This window comes from Chitinivibrionales bacterium, assembly GCA_035516255.1.
Lineage (GTDB): Bacteria > Fibrobacterota > Chitinivibrionia > Chitinivibrionales > FEN-1185 > FEN-1185.
In genome coordinates, this window is record DATJAL010000007.1 from 34542 (window position 1) to 53631 (window position 19090).

Sequence of the window (19090 nt, forward strand, 5' to 3'; positions counted from 1 at the left end):
CCCTATGAATACAGGTACATATCCAAAAGACGACCCAAAATACCTCTGGGTCATTCCTTCGGACGAAAACGACGGCCAAGGAACCTTTGACCGGCCTTTCGGCAGGATCGCGGCAGCGTTAGCCAAGGTAAAGCCGGGCCAAGTGATCGTGCTCAAGGCCGGAACCTACCCCGGCGATGTGACGGTTGAAAGGTCCGGGATTTTCGACAAACCCATTTACCTTGTTGCAGACAAAAGCGCAGCGGTCGTTGTTGCGGCGGCATGCTGGTATTTCTACGACGCTTGCGATTTCATCGTGTCCGGCATCACCTTTAAAGATTCTCCCCTGGGAAGTTTAGCGCTTACCGGAGCCTGCGAGCGCAACCGGTTTGAACACTTGTCGTTCATCGATTGCGGCAGCCGGCAAAAAGCGTCATGCACCATGTTCTTCGGCGGAGCAGGCGCTTCATGCAACATGGTTGAATTCTGTAATTTCGAAAGGTCTTTGCAGCTATCCGGCAATGCGGGAAAGAAACCTGATGACATTGTCGTCGGCCTCATGATTTCGGAAGGAGACAGCCGCGAGGGTCAGCCGATCACCAATCATGTCGTCCGCAGGAATAGATTCACCAACTATGATTACGGCGTCCTCATCGGCGCGGAAGACGCCACTGCTCGGCAGTATGGGCATATTATTTCGTTCAACACGATCGAGAACTGCGGCCGCGAGGGTATTATGGTTAAATGCGGTGACACCCAGGTGAAAGGCAATGTGCTAACGCGCTGCCTGTGTCACTCGATTTCCGTGGTCACGGGCGAAGGCAGCGTGGTCGAGGACAACCGGATTGTCGACTGCGGCATTGGTATCCGCGTTGCCGGGAAAGGTCATACCGTTGTGAACAACTGCATCGTGCGAAGCAGCAACGAGGCCATCTGCGTCATGGAGAAAAACGGAGCGGACGGCGTCGCGTCCCAAAACATTTTCATCGAACAGAACACCTGCGCTCTTTGGTCGCAAAAAGCGCAACCGTCGCTGCCGGCCATAAGCATAGCCTCCGGATCAAGCGCCATCATTAAAAAGAACTTGTTCTGGGGTGCGGGTGACCCGTACCGTTTTACAGGCGCAGGTAACAATAAGGAAAAGCATCTTATTTTCGACAATATTTCAACCTACGGCAGCACCGCGCCTGACGGCGTGACAGCCGGCCGATTTAAATTGGGTTCACAAGAGCAGGATAATTTTGACAATGATTCCGGTTACGGAGCAAGCGGCTGGATGTGCAGGCCCGAGCCATATGATCCAGACAAGGAAATTCTTAATGAGTCTTTGTGCGGACAATCAAACACACCTAATGAAATGGAATATCTTGAAAAAGATGATGAGCGCGGAAATGAAACAGGGATCAGCGGAGCTCTCCTGAAGTCCATGTTTTTCAGCGAAGACGAATCCAGGAGGAATTCATCTCTATAATTTCTTTTTACATCTTCTCATATTTTCTCTGATTTTTTCGTCAACGCGTCTCATTTTGAAACCATACTGCCTTTTTTCCTTCATTATTTATCCAATAATCTACAAATTAATTATTTTTTAGCAATTTCATTTGCTATTATATATATATTCAACGAACGTGCCGGATTTCTTACTCAATCACCGGATTATTGGATATAACCAATTTTATTTATATCCTTCCAATTTCAATAATAAATTTCAAATTTATTTTAAATTCATATCTTATTGTAATTCAATATGTTACAGTTACAAAGTTACCACGTTATTATCACTATTTGCTTGACGGATGAAATGTATCTATTTATTTTGAAAAGTCTATTATAATTATTGAAATCCACCTCGGCCAGGAGCGATGATTTTGAAAAAGTCAGCAAAACACAAGGCATCAAACCCAAAGTCTGCAAAACACCACTCTGTAAAACAAAAAAAAATAACTGGAAAATCAGAGTCTCAAAAAGCCGTCCGTCAAAAACCGGCTTTTATTGTGCCCGAGATAAAGCCTGCAAACCTGCCCCGGGAAATGAGGCCGTGGGCGATCTGGATCTGGAATTTCAACATCACTAGGGAAGAAATTGCCAGCCAAATAGCCTTCTTTATTGAAAAAGGTTTCGGCGGCGTGGCGATAAAAGCAAGCAGAGACATGACGCCTTCATTTCTTTCTGAAGAATTTTTCAGTTTATTTCTTTTTGCGTTGCAAACCGCTCAGAGGGCGAAAATCGGAATACGGCTTGCCGAGGACTTTTCTTTGCCTTGGAACGGCGCGTTCGACAACATCGCAGGAAAAAACCGGCACCTCAGGGCGCAATGCCTGGTGCTTGAGCATTCCGAGGTTATTCATAGTAAAACCGTTTTTGAGAGGATCATCGCCGACCCTCAAAACGCCATTGTCCAAATAGGGAAAATCGAAAACGACAGGGTCATCGTTTCCAAAACAAAAACAATTCCCGTGACCCAGGACAAAAACACGGTGTCTTGGAAGGCGCCCGCAGGGTCGTGGCAGGTGATGATATTCAGGAAAAAATATGTAGCAGACCCTGTCTGCGCCTATATACCCAATGCCTTCAGGGAGCAGACCGCACGATCCTACATCGAAACGGTATGGGAGTCCTTTAAAAAAAGGTTTTCAAAATTCATGCCTCTCACCTTCGAGGGCTTCATCACAGAGGTTCCCGCCTACCTTCCTGCTGACAATTCCATTCCCTGGGATGACGATCTGGTGGTGAAATACCGCTCAAAGTACAAAAAAAACCTTGTTCCGCTCCTTCCCAGCCTGTTTTTCAATTCTGAAGCTGCGCATATTAAAAACAGGCCGCACGTATACTCGTTTCTGGCCCAATCCCTGCATGAACGGTTTACGCTTATTCTTGACAAATGGTGCAAGAAATACAGGCTTTCTCACTGGGTGCTCTGCGCAGAGCGGCCGGTGCAGAAGGCAGCGAACATGCTGCGCGACTGCACCGCGATTCCCGTTCAAGGCTTCGCCTCCGTGGGGATACAGAACCAAGAGGGCTGCGAGGAAAACGCCGGCATCGTGCGGGCCATGGCGGACGCCAACGCCAAGGAATTCAGACGCGAGACCATAACCGTGATCGGCAGGAACCGTCAGGGTAACGCCGCCACGCTGCAGAGTCTCAAAAGCGAAATTGACCAGAATGTCCTGTCGGGCCCGTCGCGCATCGTTTTAGACGGATGCTTTTTCTCGGTCGACCACCGGAGTTACGTTAAAACGCCGTACAACCCGTCATGGTATTCGCCCGGCGCCGACAACATGCTCCTGCTGTGCGACTACGCGGCGCGCGTGAAAAAGCTTATCGGCCCGCTCCAGCTTTCGCGCCAAGCGGCCATCCTCATGCCATCGAACTCCATCCTGGCCGACTACCTGCCGGGCAACGACGAGGCGGTGCGCAAAGGTATGCTTTCGCTCCATAAAACCATGGACGAGCTGTCCCACCTCACCCTGGACTTCGACATCATCAGCGAGGAGCAGCTGTTGTCGTGCTCGCTCTTTTCGAACGGTGAATTCAACACGCCCAGCAAAGCGAGAAAAGGGAACTACCAGGCCCTCCTCATCCCGTATGCTCGCCTTGTCTCAAAAAACCTCTTCGTTTTTCTCGAACGAATGGCGAGCAAGAAATCGACGATCGTCTTCATCGACGAGGCGCCGCAGGGTACCATCGACGAGGGCGTCACGCCGCCGTTCACGTCGCGTGTGAACAAGATCGTGCACTCGAAATCGGGCCGGGTGTATGTGTCGCCGGCCGCCAACCTCGAAAGCATACTCGCGCATGTCAAGTCGATGGTGGCGGTCACGGTGCAGGGGAAGAAATGCCCCGACATCGTTGCCTCCTCGGGAAGCGCGGGGAGCCAGACCGTGTACTGCCTGCAGAATAGGTCGGACTCACTCGATTACTTCGCCGCGGTGGAGGTGCCCGAAGAGAAGTATTTCTACTTCTCCGACTGCGCCTCGGGGGAAACCCACGAGATCATCGATGTCCAGCGGAAGGACGATACCTGCAGGATCAACCTCAATTTCTCACCGCGGCAGACCTATTTCATCATCGCGACGTCCCAGAAACAGGCCGTGACGTCGATGCCCAAGGGTCGAAAGCCCCCTATCAACGTCATCGGCACCGTGCAGCGCAACTACCGCATCGTGCTCAAGGACCAGTGGCAATTCTCGCCGTGCTCCCTCAACGTGCTGCCGCTGGCTGCATGGAACACCCGCATCGGCCTGTCACGCGAGTTCGGCGGGTATTCCCATTTCTACGAGACCTATTTCGAGGTGAAGGAACTGCCCTCCATGGCCGTGTTCTCTTTGTGCGGCGTGGGCGGAGCGTGCGCGGTGCTTGCAAAAGGGGAAAAGTCTGTTGAGGTGAACATCAACGGCACGCGCATCACCGAGACCGGCTCGCTGGCTCCTGCCGCGCTCCTTGCACTGTTCCCGCCGCCGGCGCCGGCGCAGTCGCTGACGGGCGTAATCCAGGAGCCGCTCCCCGCGGAACACGGACACAAGCCCTGCCTCGACCTCTACTGCAAAAACGTGCTCTGCTTCAACATCAAGGACTCGCTGCGGAAAGGGCTCAACAGGATTTCCGTTAGGACGCTCGGCCTCGTGTTCGATCCCATGACCATCACCTATCCGCCGCTCATCGCCGGCACCTTCAACATACTCAAGGGCAGCAACGGCTGGGTGATCGATACAACCGAGCCGATGGTGGGACATGATTCATGGACAAAATACGGCTACCCGTACATGAGCGGGTGCGGCACCTACAAGCAGGTCTTTGAGATTCCGAGCGACTACAACCGGCTCGTGCTCAAGTTCTCGCAGGTGTCGGGCCCTGTTTCGGTGGGGCTCAACACCACCAAGCTCGGCACCTACACCTGGCATCCGATAGAAATGGACATCACCGACGTGTGCGAGTCGAAGCGAAACGAGCTGTCGGTGAGCGTGATGAACACGATCGACAACGTCATCAGAATGAACGGAAGGCCGTCCGGGCTCATCGGCGAGGCGTACCTGGACGTGTATTGACCATGGCGACCCTTACCTATAAATTCGGTGAAAAACTGTTCCTCGGCAACGCCGACGCCCTGAGCGTGATCGTCGACAAGATGTTCGAAAACAGGGACGCGGCGACCATCGTGTTCGACATGGAAAATGTCAAGCTGTGCGACTCCTACGGCCTCAAGTTCCTCATCAATTACCAGCGCAGGGCGAACAGCACGGGCAAGAAGCTCGTGCTGTACCGGCCCGACCAGTTCCTCCGGGAGATGTTCGCGAGCACCAAGCTGTCGCATTTCTTTTTCATCGCCGATGCTCTTGACGATATGGGAAAATAAAAGATCGCTCTTCAGTCCTTCCCCGTGGCCACAGGCCCTCCGGCAGAAACGCCCGCCGGCATACGGCATGCCTGTTAGATCATTGAGAAGCCATTCTCTATGCCGCAAAAGAGATAGCCGCAGTAAAAGAAACTAAAACCGCCAATCAAACGCCGCAAAGAAAACGGGCACATCCGTCGCGAAATGACGATTTGTTCCGGCAGGAATGCGCGAATGAAAAACGGGCGGGGGCTTTTCAGCCCCGCCCGTTCGATACAGTGCCACCTTGAAAAATAGCCGGATTAGTTTTTGGTAATGTAGATATCGTCAACCGTGTACGTGGACCCGACCACGTACGCCCCTCCGGGCACGGCCGGGCATTTGAAACCGACAAGCATGGTCACCGCGGTAAAATCCACCTTTGACGCCCATGTCGAAAGAGGGATCCAGACCTCATGCCACTTGCCGTCCGCAACATACCCGTAATCGGTCGCCTTTACAAACAGCGTGTCGGCGCTGTCGCCCGAGGCCATTCCGATCCCGATTTCAGGCGTATTTCCCATCAGCGCCACGTGCAATTTTCCCGCCGCGTAAACCGTGAGCGACTCCGGGGTATACGACTCAAATCCCCATTCCGAATAATGCGCTCCGTTGGTGGTCAGCTCATACGCCTTGGTCCCTTCGAAATGGTCGTACGGCGTCCAGTTGAAGTAGGTCTTGTTGCCGAGGGAATCCGGCAGGTCCCAGACGGAATAACTGCTGCTCAGGACGCCTCCGGTCGAGGGACGTTCGGAAAATATGACAACGCCGTCGATGACGATGATTTTTTTTATGCTGATGGTAAAGGTCTTCTGGAAAAAACCCCCATAACTGTCGGTGACTTTGACTACCACCGAAAACGTGTTTTTCAACGAATCGTACGCTATGGGACTTTTGGTATTGAGCGCGCCCCATGCTATTGCGAACAGCGCGGTGTCACCGCCCACCAGGGTAAACTGGTAGGTCTCGGAAGCCGAATCCCTGTCGACCGCGTGCAGGATTCCCACCGTGGTGCCGGCCGCCGAGTTTTCAAGGACCGACGTATCGCTGATCAGGATGTCGGTGGGCCGGTGGACGATGGTGACGGTGAGCGCCGAATCCACGGTGGCGCCGGAATCGTCCCGCGCGCGCACGCGGATGGCGTAAGCGGCCTTGACCTTTGCGTCAAGCGGGGCGTTTACCAGAAGCGAATCTTTCCTGATGATAAAGCTCGCGTTGTCGCCCGCGCCGGCGCCGGCCGCCAGCGAATAGGTGAATTGGTCGCCGACGTCCGCGTCGGTCGCGGAAAGTTTCCCCACGAACGCCCCCGCCGCGGCCGTGTCGAGCACCGAGGCATTGCTCAGCAGGACCGCGCTCGGGGCATGGTTGACATGTGCGACTGTTATGGTGAACGCCTGCTCGACGGCCGCGCCGGAATCGTCCAGGGCCTTTATCCTCACCGTGTAGGACGCCTTTACCGTCGCGTTGAACGCGACCGCGGTAAGCAGCGAGTCCCCGCTCACCGTGAAACTGGCATTGTCGTCCGAACCAGTCCCCATCGCGAGCATGAAGGTGTGATGGTCGGCCGCATCGCTGTCCGTGACGGAAAACGTGCCCGTGAGCGAGCCGACCGCGGCGTTGTCCCTGATGCCGGCGCTTACGAACGCGAGCGCCGTTGGAGCATGATTGATATGGAGGATGGCGATGATGAAGGTCGTATCGAATGATGCCTGGTTCTGGTCTTTGGTCCGTACGCGGATCGAGCAGGTCTTTGTAACGTTATAGTCAAACGACACCGCGGCAAGAAGGGAGTCGTTGCGGATGATGAAACTGGCGTTGTCGGCGGCGCCAACCCCCGAGACAAGCGAATAGGTGAACACATTGCCCGCATCCGGGTCCTGCGTTGAAAAAATCCCGACCGCCGTGTTGGATGCCGCGCCTTCAACCAGCGTCGTGTTCGAAAGTGAAATGCCGGTTGGCGGGTGGTTCGATTTCGTGGGCGAGCACCCGGAAAACATGAGCGCCGCAACGGCCAGAGCGGAACAGAGCAGAAATACTTTTTTAATCATGCAACCTCCCTTTTATAATTCCATGTTGAAAATCCGGTTATTGAACTGCAGGTGACTGTTGTGAAAATCAAACCAAAATAGGTGGGCGGAAGTTGCAGTGTCAAGCCGCAAAATCTTTCCCCATGGAAAAAATCCGTTGTTTACCGGTTGCAACGTTCCGAGGCCGCGAATCTCGTTTGTCTCAGCCGTTGGCCCATGATATTTTTTTACCTTGTCAAATCGAATTGCCTTTTTCAATTGCCATAATCACAAACACGACCTGCAAAACTCAATGATTTCTCATGTCATCAACACGATCTCTCGCCTCTCTTCTCTTTCTTCCGCCATCATCGACACCTCATCACTTATTTACCTTTCGAAAATCAATTGCCTCTCGCTGCTCGCCGGATCATGCAGATTGTATTCCATACGGGAAGTGGCTGACGAATTCAATGAAGGAATCGCGGGCATTGAAATCATCGCTGCTCCAACGAAAGATTTATCCACGGATCAGAAATTGATTCAAGTCTGCGTCATCAACAAATTTCCCCTTATCTCGGAGGATAAAAAGCTGCTGGTGGAAGCCCAGCGATGCAATATCATTTATTTCAACTCGCTGATAATGCTCAATTTTCTGCTTCTCAAGAAACAAATCACCGGCGAAAAATATTCATCCCTTGTTCAAACTTTAAGGTCTGTTGCGAGATACGGAGAAAACGTATGGCGTTTTGGAGAGCTGGTGAACAAACTTGTCAAAGCAGAATCAAATACCTAACCGGCCCGGGCCAGACCCGTCTCACCAGGACAGCAGCCTCTTGACAAGCCGCGGCACCGAGCCCACCCATCCCTGCGGGCCCACGATCTTCATCACCTGCTGGTGGTTGTGCATGTAGTCGCGGAACCATTTCATGCGCTGGTACACTCGGCTGCCGCCCGTGGCCGCCTCATGGTGGATGACGATGGCGTCGCCGACATACCGTCCGAACTTTTTCTGGCGCGCCAGCCGCAGGCCGAATTCCACCTCGAACAGGTATCCGTTGCCGATGATGTCGGGGCTGAACCCGCCCGCGGCGAGGAAGGCTTCGCGCCGCACCGCCATGTTGCAGCCGCGCGGATTGTTCACCACGCAGGCGCCGGGCATGTCGAAGTTGCCGAAGAAGAGGCCGATCCAGTTGAACCAGCCCACGATCCTGCCGCTGGTCTTGCGGTCTTTCGGAAGAAAGAGCCCGAAAATCCACTCGTTGACGATGCAGATGATCTCTTCGAGCGGCGGCCGCTTCCTTGACAGGCGCACTTCCCTGCCGCCGGTGTAAGGAAGGTCAGGGTATTGTTCGAACGCGACACGGTGCGCCTCCATCCACCCGTGCACCGGCACTGCGTCGTCGTCGAGGATGAGGATGATGTCGGCAGACGAGTTTTTGATGCACGTGTTCATAGTGATGGTTGTGCTCGGCGACGGAAGTTTCTCAATGCGGAGGTTCGGATCGGCCGCAAGCGACTGCTCCAATTCCGGTCCCGGCATGTCGCCCTGAAGGCCAAGGCAGATCCTGAGCGTAGGGTACAAAACCCGTATGCCGGCCACCGTCGTTTTGAGGTTTTCAAACCTTTTATAGCTGGGGATAACCACTTCGCATGTTAACGGAGACGCCATCTGATTCCCGGAAGATGTGATTTGGTATGCTATCAAATATATTTTGTGTAGCGGATGACGAAAAGCCGAATGCTGTTTTTATTGTACGGAGGACTGGTGGAATGCGATACTTTTTTCTTATCATGTGCATTTTTTTTGTCCAGTCAGCGCCAGCGTATCATGCGCTGAGCGCGGACACCCTTTCCGCGTGGATAACGGGCGGACCGCCATTCAGTTTCATCCTTATTGACGTGCGCGACACCAGCGAGGTCGACACGGTGATGGGAAACGCCGCATGCCGGCCCTATCATATGTCGCTCAACCAGGGCGTGTTCGCCGCCAATTATTCGCTGATCCCGAAAACAAGCAACGTGATCCTCTACTGCAGATCGGGCGGCCGCAGCGCCCAAGCCGCGACCATGCTTGACGGCGCGGGCTTTGCCAGTGTTTACAGCATGTCCGGCGGATTCAGCTTATGGACAGGACCCAAACAGCCCCGCGCCAACCTTCTGCCGATTTCGGATCTGCCGGAAAATTCCATGACGGCGAACACTTCTGTGGCGTTTTCAAGAACTGCCGGGCATCTAAAAACAGAAACAAGTACCGGTATGACATGTCATTTTACCGGGCATCGCAGCATTATAAGACTCGTTGATCTTAAAAACGGTTCAACCCAGATTTTCGACACCAAAGGGAAAATTTTAAAATTTTGCTGGTAATAAGGCTGCCGTGATCCAACACACGCATTTTAAATTCTGCCCCAAATGCGGCAGGCGCGGCATTAGCGCGGCCGATGCAAAAAGCATGCATTGCAAGTCATGCGGATACGTGTATTTCCACAACTGTACGGCGGCCGTGGCGGGGATTGTGGAGACCTCGAAGGGCATCATCCTCACCGTCAGGAACGCTAACCCCAAAAAGGGAAAGACGGACCTCCCGGGCGGTTTTACCGAATATAACGAATCAATGGAAGAGGCGCTGGGCCGGGAAATAAAGGAAGAATTGAATATCGGGATTTCCCGCATGAAATATTTCGGGTCGTTTCCCAATGTATACCGCTATGAGAATGTAACGTATTTCACCATTGACACTGTTTTTATTTGCAAACCGGAATCTCTTTCAACTCTGCGTATGAATGGCGAGATTGCCGCCGTGATGTATGCGAAGCCGGAGGCCATCGACTTCTCACGGATCGGTTTTCCCTCCACCAAACGCGCTTTGCGGAAATACCGGGCGCTGAAAATCCGTTAGAGGCGGATTATTATTTGTAAAACCTGCCCGCCCACAGCCTGCCGCTTTTGTCAATAAGCAGCGATTTGACGCATTGACCCGCGAACCCGACGAGTTCGGCGCGGCCGCTTCCCGGCGCAACGCGGAAAAGCCCTTTCTGCGTGCCCAGAAAAAGCGTGTCGTGTGAATCTTTTTCAATGGACCAGACCAGATTGTCTTTCGGTTCAAGCAGTATGGTCCTGCACCGGTCCCTGGCGATGATTGCGCAAAGGCCGAGCCCGCCGGCGATAAAAAGCGAGTCGTAGGCGTTCACCACCCAGCACACGACCCCCTTGCAGTACTCACGCGTGCCGGTGCCGCTTTCCCTGTCAAACACCGATATGCCGCGCATATGCGCCACGGCGATTTCTTTTCCGAGAAAGGCGATGTCATGCGCATCGTACAAGGGCTTGAACATGATCATGCTGTCGTTGCGCTCGAAACGTATGCCCATTATTCCCGCGATCCAAAGTCTTCCCCGCTCGTCCTGCTTCATGGACCATGCCGCATATTGCGCCCATGACACCGGAAGCAGCGTGTCTTTTTCCGCTCGGTAAACGCCGGAATAATACGACGACGCGAACAATGCCCCGTTTTCCCTGAACACCATGGAACGGAGCGGCAGCCTCCCCACGCGCCCGATGCGGCGAAACGCCTCGGGATGGTCGGGGTGAAACTGGAAAATGCCGTCCTCGGAGGTGGAGAAGTAGATCGAGTCGTTGTGCTGCTTGATGGAATAGACCCAGGTGCGCGGGATGGGATGAAAGGGACAGGTGTTTTGTTTTTTTTCGCAGGAGACAAGAAAAAATATCAGGACAGTGCCAAGGATGATTTTTATCCTGATGATTGTGACGCGGCGGATGTGCATGGAATAAAAATAAACGATAGGGAGTTAGGTCGATGAAGAAAAAAGCCCCTGAGGTTTTTCAGGGGCTTATCACCTTAGGCGACTGAGGTTTGTGATGCGTCATTCCAGCGAAAGCGGGAATCCATGTCTCACCTGGTGACTGGACTCCCGCGTGCGCGGGAGTGACGTCGGCAGTCAGTATCCAATTACATTAATTCACCTGACGGTTGATTGTTTCCTGGTCGACGTTCTCCCGAAGAGCATCGGCAAAGGAACGTTCTAGGACAATTGGTTTAGCACTCGGATCGTTACCGTCAATGATAACAACAAGCTGGGGATTATCAATCCAGGGCTGAACTTGCACGGCATCAAACGAGAATTCCTTATTTTCCAAAACTGTTTTTACTTTACCTTTCTCAACCCATCCTGCTTTTCTGTCCCCGTCTTGGACTTTCAACGCATCCTTTGCTTTTTCCACAACAACATACCGGCCTTGTTCCTCCATGACAAACAACGGCTTTTCATACACTTTTCTGATCCGGTTCTGATACACCGGCACATCCTTCTGCACCGGAATCGCATACATCTGCTTTTGCGCCCACGCTGCGCACGGCAGCAGCATGCCCACGGCAATCAATACTCTTAGATATCTCATAATATCCTCCTTTGTCAAGTCTCGTTTTCCTTTTCTCCGACGAGCGCATGGTTTCCCGGGATTCTCCCCGCGCCCAAAATTATGCAAAACATTTATTCTGTTTTATTCGCTCCTTTTACGTCTTCAGGCATCATATGGCTTTCTCCAGAACTGCCGGGCAGCGTGCCTGATCCCGGCCTGGAAAGAGCGCCCTCAATATAGTCCCGCAGGAATTTCTCACGCACCCTGAGCATCTGGCTGTTCTGGATCATCACATTGATGATGGAGTCCCGGTTCGCGAACGCGCCGTCGCCCTGTTTGAGCATGGCCGTGATCGAGGGCCTTCTCTCATGCTCGAGTTTCACCGCGCCCTCCACGACATTCACCATGGCATAGACGCTGTCGGCAATGACGCTGAACACCGTGCCCACGGCAACGATCCGCACCGTGGGTGTCTGCACCACAAACTGCCTGAACTTGTTTTTCTCGACGGTAAAAAGCGCCGTTCCCTTGGTGAGTTCGACCAAAACCGTTGTATCGGTCCTTGATTTCACGTTGATCACGGCCGCCGGCCCCGCCTCGATGCCGGTCTTGCCGCCCAGCCGTATGAGCGCCTCCCGGTCCTTTTTCACCGGTACTTTTCCGACGCGAATGTTGACGGAGTCAAACACCAGCACCATGTTTTTCTTCTGATCCGATCCGTTCCGCACCACAACGGTTTCAGGCAATGCCGTATTGTTCTCCGGGCCGTATTTCCCGCTCTTCACCGAGGGGCTCACGTGTCTGAAGTTTATGGACGCGTAGTCGTTGAAGGGGCCTTTTACGAGAAAATATCCGCAGACCAGCGCCGCGATGATCCCCGCAGCAATCGCGAATTTATAAATAGAAGATGCCGGAAAAGAATATTCATGACTCTTAAAAGCGGCTTCTTTTCTATGCAGTGTCTGAGCTTTTAAAATAATGGCATCGACGGTTTTGTCAACCAGCTCCTGCGGCACTTTGTTTTCCGGATTTTCCCCGGCTATCACCGCCAGCAATTTCTCCCTGCACGCAGCACAATCGGCAAGATGCTCCTCAAACGGCGCCGATTTGTTTCCGCGGCAGTATTCCAATATCTGGCTTTGCTTGAGACAGTCCATATAGGCCTCATTACTTCGCGACGACGCGACGCATACCCTTTTTTATTTTTTGAACAATCTTCGCCTTCTTCGAATAAATGGTATCAACCGCCACGCCCATCACCGTTGCAATGGTCTCCGGCGGCATGCATTCTTCAAAGTAAAGATGGTAAAAAAGCCGTTCCTGCGGCGAGAAATCGACAAGCAAGCCCTTTATTTTTTCCATTATCTCGCCATTTTCAAGGGGAAGGAACCCTTCCTCTTCGTCAATGACATTCTCGGGCGGCTCGACCGGTCCTTTTCTCCTACGGTTGAGCGCATTTATCGCCGTTGTGCGGGCAATGGTCATCAGGTAAGTGCCCAACCCCGCCTTTTCAGGGACATACGCCTTGAGCTTCCTGCAATCACCATCGAAAAGAGAGACAAACACCTCCTGAAATACATCCTTTATTTCATCCTGGTCCTTCGCCGAATATCTACGAAAAACCCACGTTATTGTCTGCATCACCAGCCTCCCGTACCGGCTGATCAGTTCGTTGAGCGCGCCCTTGTCGGGCGGCTGTGCAACACACCGCGCTACCAGGGATGCGTCATCGGTGAGGTGTATTTGCATAAGGGTCGCCCCGGAATCACTATTCGCTGGTACCTGACTACATATACAATTATTTTAAAAAAACCTACCCGACTATTTAACTTTGATTTTGCCGATTTAAACGATGACGCTGATTTTAAACATTGAAGAAGAGCTTGCTTACATTATAGCTCATCCTATTTACTTGTGCAATAAGCGTATGCAATTCGATTGAAAAAGATGGACCCGCTTCATGGCTGTATCCTACGGCGTTCCGGCTGAATTCATCAACGCCCTCTATAAAAAAGACGGCGTCATAGCGCTCGGCTTTGAGCAGTATCTGTGCGAATCGCTGATCGGATCGGGCGGGCTTGGCGTGGTGATCAAGGCGAAGAAATCCGCGGGGCTCACGGTCGCACTCAAGTTCCTCCACACCCAGGCGCAGGGTGACGCGGGCGACATTCTTGAGCGGTTCAAGCGCGAGATCCGCGCCACCAAGATCGTGGGCGACATCTCGGACTCCTGCGTGCGCGTGTATGAGTGCGGCGAATACGCCCTGCAGAACTTCGGCTCCATCCCGTTTTTCAGCATGGAATACGTTCCCGGCCTGAGCCTCGAGGACTTCATTCTGCTGCGGGAGACGCCGTTCACCCCGCTCGAGATATGGGTGCTGGCGCGCCAGATCGCCATGGCGCTCGACGACATCCACGCCAAGGGCATCGTGCACCGCGACATTAAACCCAGCAACATCCTCGTGCACGAAACGAGGCGCATCGTGAAGGTGACGGATTTCGGCATATCGCGCGACGTGTCGTCCGACACGGGCGTCACCATGGCCATGGACGACGGCATTCCGGTGATCCTCGGCACCCCCAACTACCTTTCGCGCTACTACTTCGACACGGTGCCTGTTGACAAAAGCGACGTTTTCGAGAAGAGCCCGGGCCGGTTCACGCGCAGGTCGACGGGCGAGCATGTCACCGCCGACTCCGCCGGCCGATATGTGTGCGCCTACAAGGGTGAAAAGCTCGACATCAGCGTGCTGGCGTCCACCATCCTTTTCGAGCTCGCCACGCGGGTCAATCCCTTTGCCGGCTCGCCGCTGCCCTCCATCCTCACCGACATCATGCGCGGCATGCGCCTCGACCTCAAGACGTTTTTCCGCGACCATCCCGATTTCTTCCACGACCAGGCGCGGAAAAAACCCGCCTTCATCGAGCGCCTCGCCCGGATTATACGGAAGGGATACAACGCGCCGCGCAGCAGGACCTACGCAAGCGCCGGCGAACTGATCCGCGACCTTGACGGCGCGATCAAGTCGTTCTGCGGACGCGTGCCCGGCGCGGCCGAAAAGGACGACATCATGGCCACCATCCTGGGCAAGACGCTTGTTGACGAATACGAACACGTGCTGCGGCGGTGCGAACGCGCCGTGCGGGACAACGCCGAGGCCGACGACAAGACGAATATCAACCGGATCATGCTCTTGTACAAGCTCAAGAAAACAGAGCGCCTCATGGCGTGCCTCGACCTTCTGCATGCGAAAACCGCCGAACTTGCCAGGAAAAAGGAGCCGGAGCGGACCAGCTGCGCGTTTCTGCTGGAATTGTGGGAGAAGCTCGAGCGCTTCGGTATCGAGGATCGGTATCGGGAAAACAGCGCGCTGCTTAAAACCGCGCTGCAGAACGCGCCATGATAAAAAATTCACCATGGAGGCAGGAGAGCACGGAGAAAAGAATGGAGTTGGAGGTTGAAGGTTGAAAGCAGCAGCAAGAACAAAGCACATTTAACTTTCAACTTCCAACTGTAAACTGTTGGTTCCCTCTGTGTCCTCTGTGTCTCTGTGGCAAATCTTATAACAGGTGTAGAACACTCACAGGATCTCCCATGCCCGATGACACCGTCATGCAAGTGACCAAGCGGTTCACGGAACCGCTTTCACTCGAGAACATCTCGGGCGTATGCCCGGGCTTTGTGCGCGCAAAACAGATGCTTAAAATCGGCAGAGACGTCATTGCATCGGACGAAATCCTGGTGGAGGAGGTCGCATATCCTTCGCTGGAAAAAATGACCGCCGAGCTCAAGAGCCTCGGGCTCAAGGCCGGGCTGGCATCGTCATTCGAGCACATGTCGGCGCCGCCGCCAAAATATGCCTACACCGACAACAAGGAGCTGTTGACGTGGTACATCACGCCGGTGCCGCCGGTCACGCTCGCCATGCTCCTCGCGCAAATCAAGGACCGATTCCCTCCCCATTACACCTGGAACAGAATGGCGTTTGTCCGCGATGCGCTGACTGCGGTGCGCGAAAGCTTCAGGCTGTCGTTCAAGGTGCGCAGAAATCCCCTGGCCGCCGTGAGAGACGCCTTCGATACCACGCGACGCGCATGGCCGCAGCGGCTCCCGTCGCGCGAGCGTCTCGCCCTTGCCGCCCTGCTTGCCGACATCATGCGGAAAAAACACAACGCAGGCATTTTTCACAACAACATCTTCCCGCACACCGTCTTTTTCTCCCAGGCCGTCACGCCGAGGTTCCTCAACAATTATTCGGGTGTCGAGCCAACCGTGATGGCCCAGTATATCCCGCCGGCCATCCGGCACCGCGACGCGGCGCTGTCTCTCGGTGCACAATCGCAAGACACCTACAGCGTCGCGCTCGCTGCCTATGAGCTTGTCACCGGCGAGCCGCTCAACGGGCCCGCGTTCGATCTCGACCCTCCGGTGGCTTTCAACCACCCCGTTCCCGACTTTCTCACGAAACGTTTTTCAGGCGTTTTATCGTTTATCAATCCCTGCCTCGGCTTCGCCCGCGCACTGTGGGACGCGGTGTTCAGGCACTACGACGAGTTCCTCGCGACGTTTAACGAGTCGAACTGGCCGCGCTTTCGCAGGCTCAACGAGGCGACCGGCTCGTTTGCGCGCTCGATTCCCTTTGTCCGGAAATTCCTGAACATCTGGTTCCCGACGCGGACCGCATGGGCGCTGCGCATCGTCCTCGATTACCGCGCCAACGAAAGCATCTTCGGCGCGACGGGCAGATTGTTCAAATCCTCCCATGTCAAAAAAAACGCGGATTGCGCGTTTCTGTCCCGCGCTTTTCCCAAAAGGCCGTTTTCGCAAAAGTCAAGGTTGGCAAGGCTGATACAGGAAATCATTGATGAGAATACAGTGAGAGAGCCGTAATCGGTTTTTTATTGATAAGATTAAAATGAGCGTTCCCCCGCTTCGCGGGGCCGGCCTTCTTCCGGGCTCGGCTGTTCGCCTCGTTGCTGGACCGCCGAGTCGCCTTCGTCTCGATACGCCGCTTAAAAGCGGCTACTCGACGACCGCGGCGAAGTTCTGCTTCGTCAACAAACCATTTTGGCGCCGATCGGACAATTTCTCCGCATCACAATTTAATAGGTATGATGTATGGCAGGCCGGAAATATCGCGAAAATGCAATATTTGGACCGGCCGTGCAAGTTTTCGGATGCGAAATAATAAAAACAATTTGGGGCGCGGCCGGGCCGCGGCCAGGGGGATGCTTCCCCCACCAGATTATTTTTATCTTTTCATATCAACCGCACTACCATGAGATAACCCTGTATTCCCTTGACACTGCCTCCCCAATCGTTTTAATTTACTGATAGCGAGAACTCATCCCCCCATCGGAAACAAACCCTTATACTGGAGGAAACGGTATGAAAGTCCTGGCAAGGATCCTTTCTGTTCTGGCGGTTTCCTGTCTGTTGTTCGTCATGCTCGCCGGCTGCGGCGTGAGCGAGAAGAAACTCAGCGACGCGGAGCAGCGCATGCAGACGCTGCAGGCCAACGGCGTTCCCGACTCGATGCTCACCGAGGCGAGGGTAATGATCGCGCAGGCGCGGACGGCGAAAAAGCTCGGCAACGGCATCGGCGCCAAGGCCGATTACGATTCCGCAATGTCAATCCTTACGAAGGCCGAGGGCAGTTACGGCGCCACCACGGCAGAGGTCCAGCCGCAGGTCGAGGCGGCGCGCAAAGCGCTCGGCGAGAAAAAACTCAACCTGTCCGGCGCCAACCTGAAGGAGGCGGACAGCCTTCTTGGGGTCATCGACGCGCTGGTAAACGCTAAAAACTGGCCCGATGCAAAGGCCAAATGCCAGGAAATAACCGCCATTTTCGCCGGCCTTGAAAAAGACGAGCAGCTTGCAAAAGAGGTGAAGCCGAAAATCATCGGCACCTGGATCGGCATATTTAACGACAAGGAAAACGGCGCCAAGGCGGTGGAGAAAAAACAGTACACCTTCGCCGCCGACGGCAAAGTTGACATTACAGAAGAGCGGTCGGGGCTGACGAGTCCTGATCTCAAGGAGGATTGGAAGTTCCAGTCGGCCGGCAGGTACGAGTTGAAGGGGGACACCATTCTCATCTCGGTCACCCATGAAAAACGCCTCAAAATGGTCTACCAGCATCTCAAGCAGAAAAAATGGGTAAAGGACGAAAAACCGCTGTATGACTCGGTGATCACCAGCGGCAAAAAGGACCGGTACGTGGCGTTCGGGGACCTCAAGGATAATTTCAAGAAAAAGTAATGCCGCCGGTTTTTCGCATGGAGGAAATGAAGGCGGGCTGCGATGCCCGCCTCTTTTTTTAATCGGAAAAATATTTTTGAGCGGAATGCCTTTTCATCCGTGTCTATCATAGAGAACCGGCACTGTATGAATCAAGATCCCGGGACAGTTCCTGCGCAGGAGCTGTACGAAAAATACGGTTTTCTGATCCACCGCATCTGCCTCCGCATCCTCGGCTCGGAAGACGACGCCAAGGACGCGCTGCAGGCGGTGTTTCTAAAGCTGCTGCAGCAGTACGCCGGAATCCGGGATAAGGAAAGGACCGTTCCCTGGATTTTCAACACGGCCAAGCACCACTGCTTCAACATGCTCAGGGCGAATAAAAAATTCGTTGACGGCATCGAGCCGGACGATATCGCGGAAGTGAAGGATGAGGGAGATTGTTTTGAAAAGAGAAACCTGATAAAAATGATCTTCATGAACCAGAGCAGGAAAGTTCGGGACGCGGTGTATTACACCTATGTGGAAGAGTTTGACCAGCGGGAGATACAAAAGATTACCGGCCAGTCTCCCGCCACCATACGGAGAAATCTCATTAAATTCAAGAATAGCCTTCCCGGAATCAGGAAAAGGCTCGGGATATGAATAAAAAAGCTGTTGCGATCTTGATTTTTTTTATATTTACGGGGTGTAATACCTCCTCGCACTATGAAGCCTGCCCGGGGTGCATCAGCCCGTCGGTAGTCCTATCCTTCTATAACGCCTCGACAAATCAGAAAATAATCCTTTCGGGATTGACTGCGATCTATTCCAACACCGACACCATTTCGGTTTCTTCAAATTCAAGGACCGATTCCGATTGGTGCTTTTTCAGCCCTGCCGATTCGGCTTACTCGGTTTTCCACGGACCCGGCAGTTATAAAATCATAATGAATGATCCGTTATACGCACAAGATTCCCTCGATACGATAAGGGTCGTCGACGACGGCACCGTTTGCAAAAGAATTTACACAAGGTACTTTGACGTCGGGCTGGTTCCGAAGTCTTTGGCGAAAACAGGCAGAAAACAAGCTCTCATCATCCGCCAGTCAACAAAACTCGGATGCTGATT

Annotated in this window: 17 protein-coding genes; 11 read left to right on the forward strand and 6 right to left on the reverse strand. The window is 53.6% G+C overall.

Going from position 1 to position 19090, the window contains the following annotated elements:
- Positions 1–4 precede the first annotated feature (4 nt).
- From VLX68_03025 to VLX68_03035, 3 genes are all read left to right on the forward strand, one after another.
- Positions 5–1450, forward strand: coding sequence for a right-handed parallel beta-helix repeat-containing protein (locus tag VLX68_03025; protein HUI91199.1), 1446 nt, complete (start codon positions 5–7; stop codon positions 1448–1450).
- Positions 1451–1973: 523 nt separating this feature from the next.
- Positions 1974–5024 (forward strand): hypothetical protein, encoded by a 3051-nt coding sequence (locus VLX68_03030; protein HUI91200.1) that lies wholly within the window; start codon positions 1974–1976, stop codon positions 5022–5024.
- 2 nt (positions 5025–5026) lie between these two features.
- Complete coding sequence (locus tag VLX68_03035) at positions 5027–5332, forward strand: STAS domain-containing protein (GenBank protein ID HUI91201.1); 306 nt, start codon at positions 5027–5029, stop codon at positions 5330–5332.
- Positions 5333–5613: 281 nt separating this feature from the next.
- Here VLX68_03035 and VLX68_03040 read toward each other — a convergent pair whose 3' ends face one another.
- On the reverse strand, positions 5614–7398 hold the full coding sequence (locus VLX68_03040) for a hypothetical protein (protein ID HUI91202.1): 1785 nt from the start codon (positions 7396–7398) through the stop codon (positions 5614–5616).
- 415 nt (positions 7399–7813) lie between these two features.
- Here VLX68_03040 and VLX68_03045 point away from each other — a divergent pair, with 415 nt between their 5' ends.
- A complete protein-coding gene (locus VLX68_03045; GenBank protein ID HUI91203.1) occupies positions 7814–8152 on the forward strand; it encodes a hypothetical protein in 339 nt (112 codons plus the stop codon).
- Between the two features lie 21 nt (positions 8153–8173).
- On the opposite strand, the gene VLX68_03050 is transcribed toward VLX68_03045, so the two are convergent.
- Positions 8174–9028, reverse strand: a complete 855-nt coding sequence (locus VLX68_03050) for a glycosyltransferase (GenBank protein ID HUI91204.1) — start codon at positions 9026–9028, stop codon at positions 8174–8176.
- A gap of 101 nt (positions 9029–9129) precedes the next feature.
- Between VLX68_03050 and VLX68_03055 the strand changes: the two genes are divergently transcribed.
- Positions 9130–9726, forward strand: coding sequence for a rhodanese-like domain-containing protein (locus tag VLX68_03055; GenBank protein HUI91205.1), 597 nt, complete (start codon positions 9130–9132; stop codon positions 9724–9726).
- 10 nt (positions 9727–9736) lie between these two features.
- Positions 9737–10258 carry an NUDIX domain-containing protein gene (locus tag VLX68_03060; GenBank protein HUI91206.1) on the forward strand — a complete coding sequence of 174 codons (522 nt, stop codon included), beginning with the start codon at positions 9737–9739 and terminating at the stop codon, positions 10256–10258.
- A 10-nt stretch (positions 10259–10268) separates the two neighbouring features.
- Here VLX68_03060 and VLX68_03065 read toward each other — a convergent pair whose 3' ends face one another.
- The 4 genes from VLX68_03065 to VLX68_03080 all read right to left on the reverse strand — a co-directional run bounded on the left by VLX68_03065 (position 10269) and on the right by VLX68_03080 (position 13488).
- Positions 10269–11144: a hypothetical protein gene (locus VLX68_03065; protein ID HUI91207.1), complete on the reverse strand. Its 876-nt coding sequence runs from the start codon at positions 11142–11144 to the stop codon at positions 10269–10271.
- 190 nt (positions 11145–11334) lie between these two features.
- Entirely contained in the window at positions 11335–11778 is a 444-nt protein-coding gene (locus tag VLX68_03070) for a hypothetical protein (protein ID HUI91208.1), read from the reverse strand.
- A 92-nt stretch (positions 11779–11870) separates the two neighbouring features.
- A complete protein-coding gene (locus VLX68_03075; protein ID HUI91209.1) occupies positions 11871–12896 on the reverse strand; it encodes a FecR family protein in 1026 nt (341 codons plus the stop codon).
- Between the two features lie 10 nt (positions 12897–12906).
- Positions 12907–13488 (reverse strand): sigma-70 family RNA polymerase sigma factor, encoded by a 582-nt coding sequence (locus VLX68_03080; protein ID HUI91210.1) that lies wholly within the window; start codon positions 13486–13488, stop codon positions 12907–12909.
- A gap of 211 nt (positions 13489–13699) precedes the next feature.
- Between VLX68_03080 and VLX68_03085 the strand changes: the two genes are divergently transcribed.
- The 5 genes from VLX68_03085 (at position 13700) to VLX68_03105 (ending at position 19088) form a co-directional block, all read left to right on the forward strand.
- Positions 13700–15142: a serine/threonine-protein kinase gene (locus tag VLX68_03085; GenBank protein HUI91211.1), complete on the forward strand. Its 1443-nt coding sequence runs from the start codon at positions 13700–13702 to the stop codon at positions 15140–15142.
- A 191-nt stretch (positions 15143–15333) separates the two neighbouring features.
- On the forward strand, positions 15334–16629 hold the full coding sequence (locus VLX68_03090) for a hypothetical protein (protein HUI91212.1): 1296 nt from the start codon (positions 15334–15336) through the stop codon (positions 16627–16629).
- A gap of 498 nt (positions 16630–17127) precedes the next feature.
- Positions 17128–18000 (forward strand): hypothetical protein, encoded by an 873-nt coding sequence (locus VLX68_03095; protein HUI91213.1) that lies wholly within the window; start codon positions 17128–17130, stop codon positions 17998–18000.
- A gap of 126 nt (positions 18001–18126) precedes the next feature.
- A complete protein-coding gene (locus tag VLX68_03100) occupies positions 18127–18624 on the forward strand; it encodes a sigma-70 family RNA polymerase sigma factor (GenBank protein ID HUI91214.1) in 498 nt (165 codons plus the stop codon).
- 284 nt (positions 18625–18908) lie between these two features.
- On the forward strand, positions 18909–19088 hold the full coding sequence (locus tag VLX68_03105; protein HUI91215.1) for a hypothetical protein: 180 nt from the start codon (positions 18909–18911) through the stop codon (positions 19086–19088).
- The last annotated feature ends 2 nt before the right edge of the window (positions 19089–19090 follow it).

Excerpts from the sequence above, each read along its gene's own strand:
- VLX68_03105 (HUI91215.1), top strand. The coding sequence starts at position 18,909 with ATGAATGATCCGTTATACGCACAAGATTCCCTCGATACGATAAGGGTC.
- VLX68_03090 (HUI91212.1), top strand. The coding sequence starts at position 15,334 with ATGCCCGATGACACCGTCATGCAAGTGACCAAGCGGTTCACGGAACCG.
- VLX68_03070 (HUI91208.1), bottom strand. The coding sequence starts at position 11,778 with ATGAGATATCTAAGAGTATTGATTGCCGTGGGCATGCTGCTGCCGTGC.
- VLX68_03080 (HUI91210.1), bottom strand. The coding sequence starts at position 13,488 with ATGCAAATACACCTCACCGATGACGCATCCCTGGTAGCGCGGTGTGTT.
- VLX68_03035 (HUI91201.1), top strand. The coding sequence starts at position 5,027 with ATGGCGACCCTTACCTATAAATTCGGTGAAAAACTGTTCCTCGGCAAC.
- VLX68_03040 (HUI91202.1), bottom strand. The coding sequence starts at position 7,398 with ATGATTAAAAAAGTATTTCTGCTCTGTTCCGCTCTGGCCGTTGCGGCG.
- VLX68_03100 (HUI91214.1), top strand. The coding sequence starts at position 18,127 with ATGAATCAAGATCCCGGGACAGTTCCTGCGCAGGAGCTGTACGAAAAA.
- VLX68_03025 (HUI91199.1), top strand. The coding sequence starts at position 5 with ATGAATACAGGTACATATCCAAAAGACGACCCAAAATACCTCTGGGTC.
- VLX68_03085 (HUI91211.1), top strand. The coding sequence starts at position 13,700 with ATGGCTGTATCCTACGGCGTTCCGGCTGAATTCATCAACGCCCTCTAT.
- VLX68_03075 (HUI91209.1), bottom strand. The coding sequence starts at position 12,896 with ATGGACTGTCTCAAGCAAAGCCAGATATTGGAATACTGCCGCGGAAAC.
- VLX68_03055 (HUI91205.1), top strand. The coding sequence starts at position 9,130 with ATGCGATACTTTTTTCTTATCATGTGCATTTTTTTTGTCCAGTCAGCG.
- VLX68_03095 (HUI91213.1), top strand. The coding sequence starts at position 17,128 with ATGAAAGTCCTGGCAAGGATCCTTTCTGTTCTGGCGGTTTCCTGTCTG.
- VLX68_03050 (HUI91204.1), bottom strand. The coding sequence starts at position 9,028 with ATGGCGTCTCCGTTAACATGCGAAGTGGTTATCCCCAGCTATAAAAGG.
- VLX68_03065 (HUI91207.1), bottom strand. The coding sequence starts at position 11,144 with ATGCACATCCGCCGCGTCACAATCATCAGGATAAAAATCATCCTTGGC.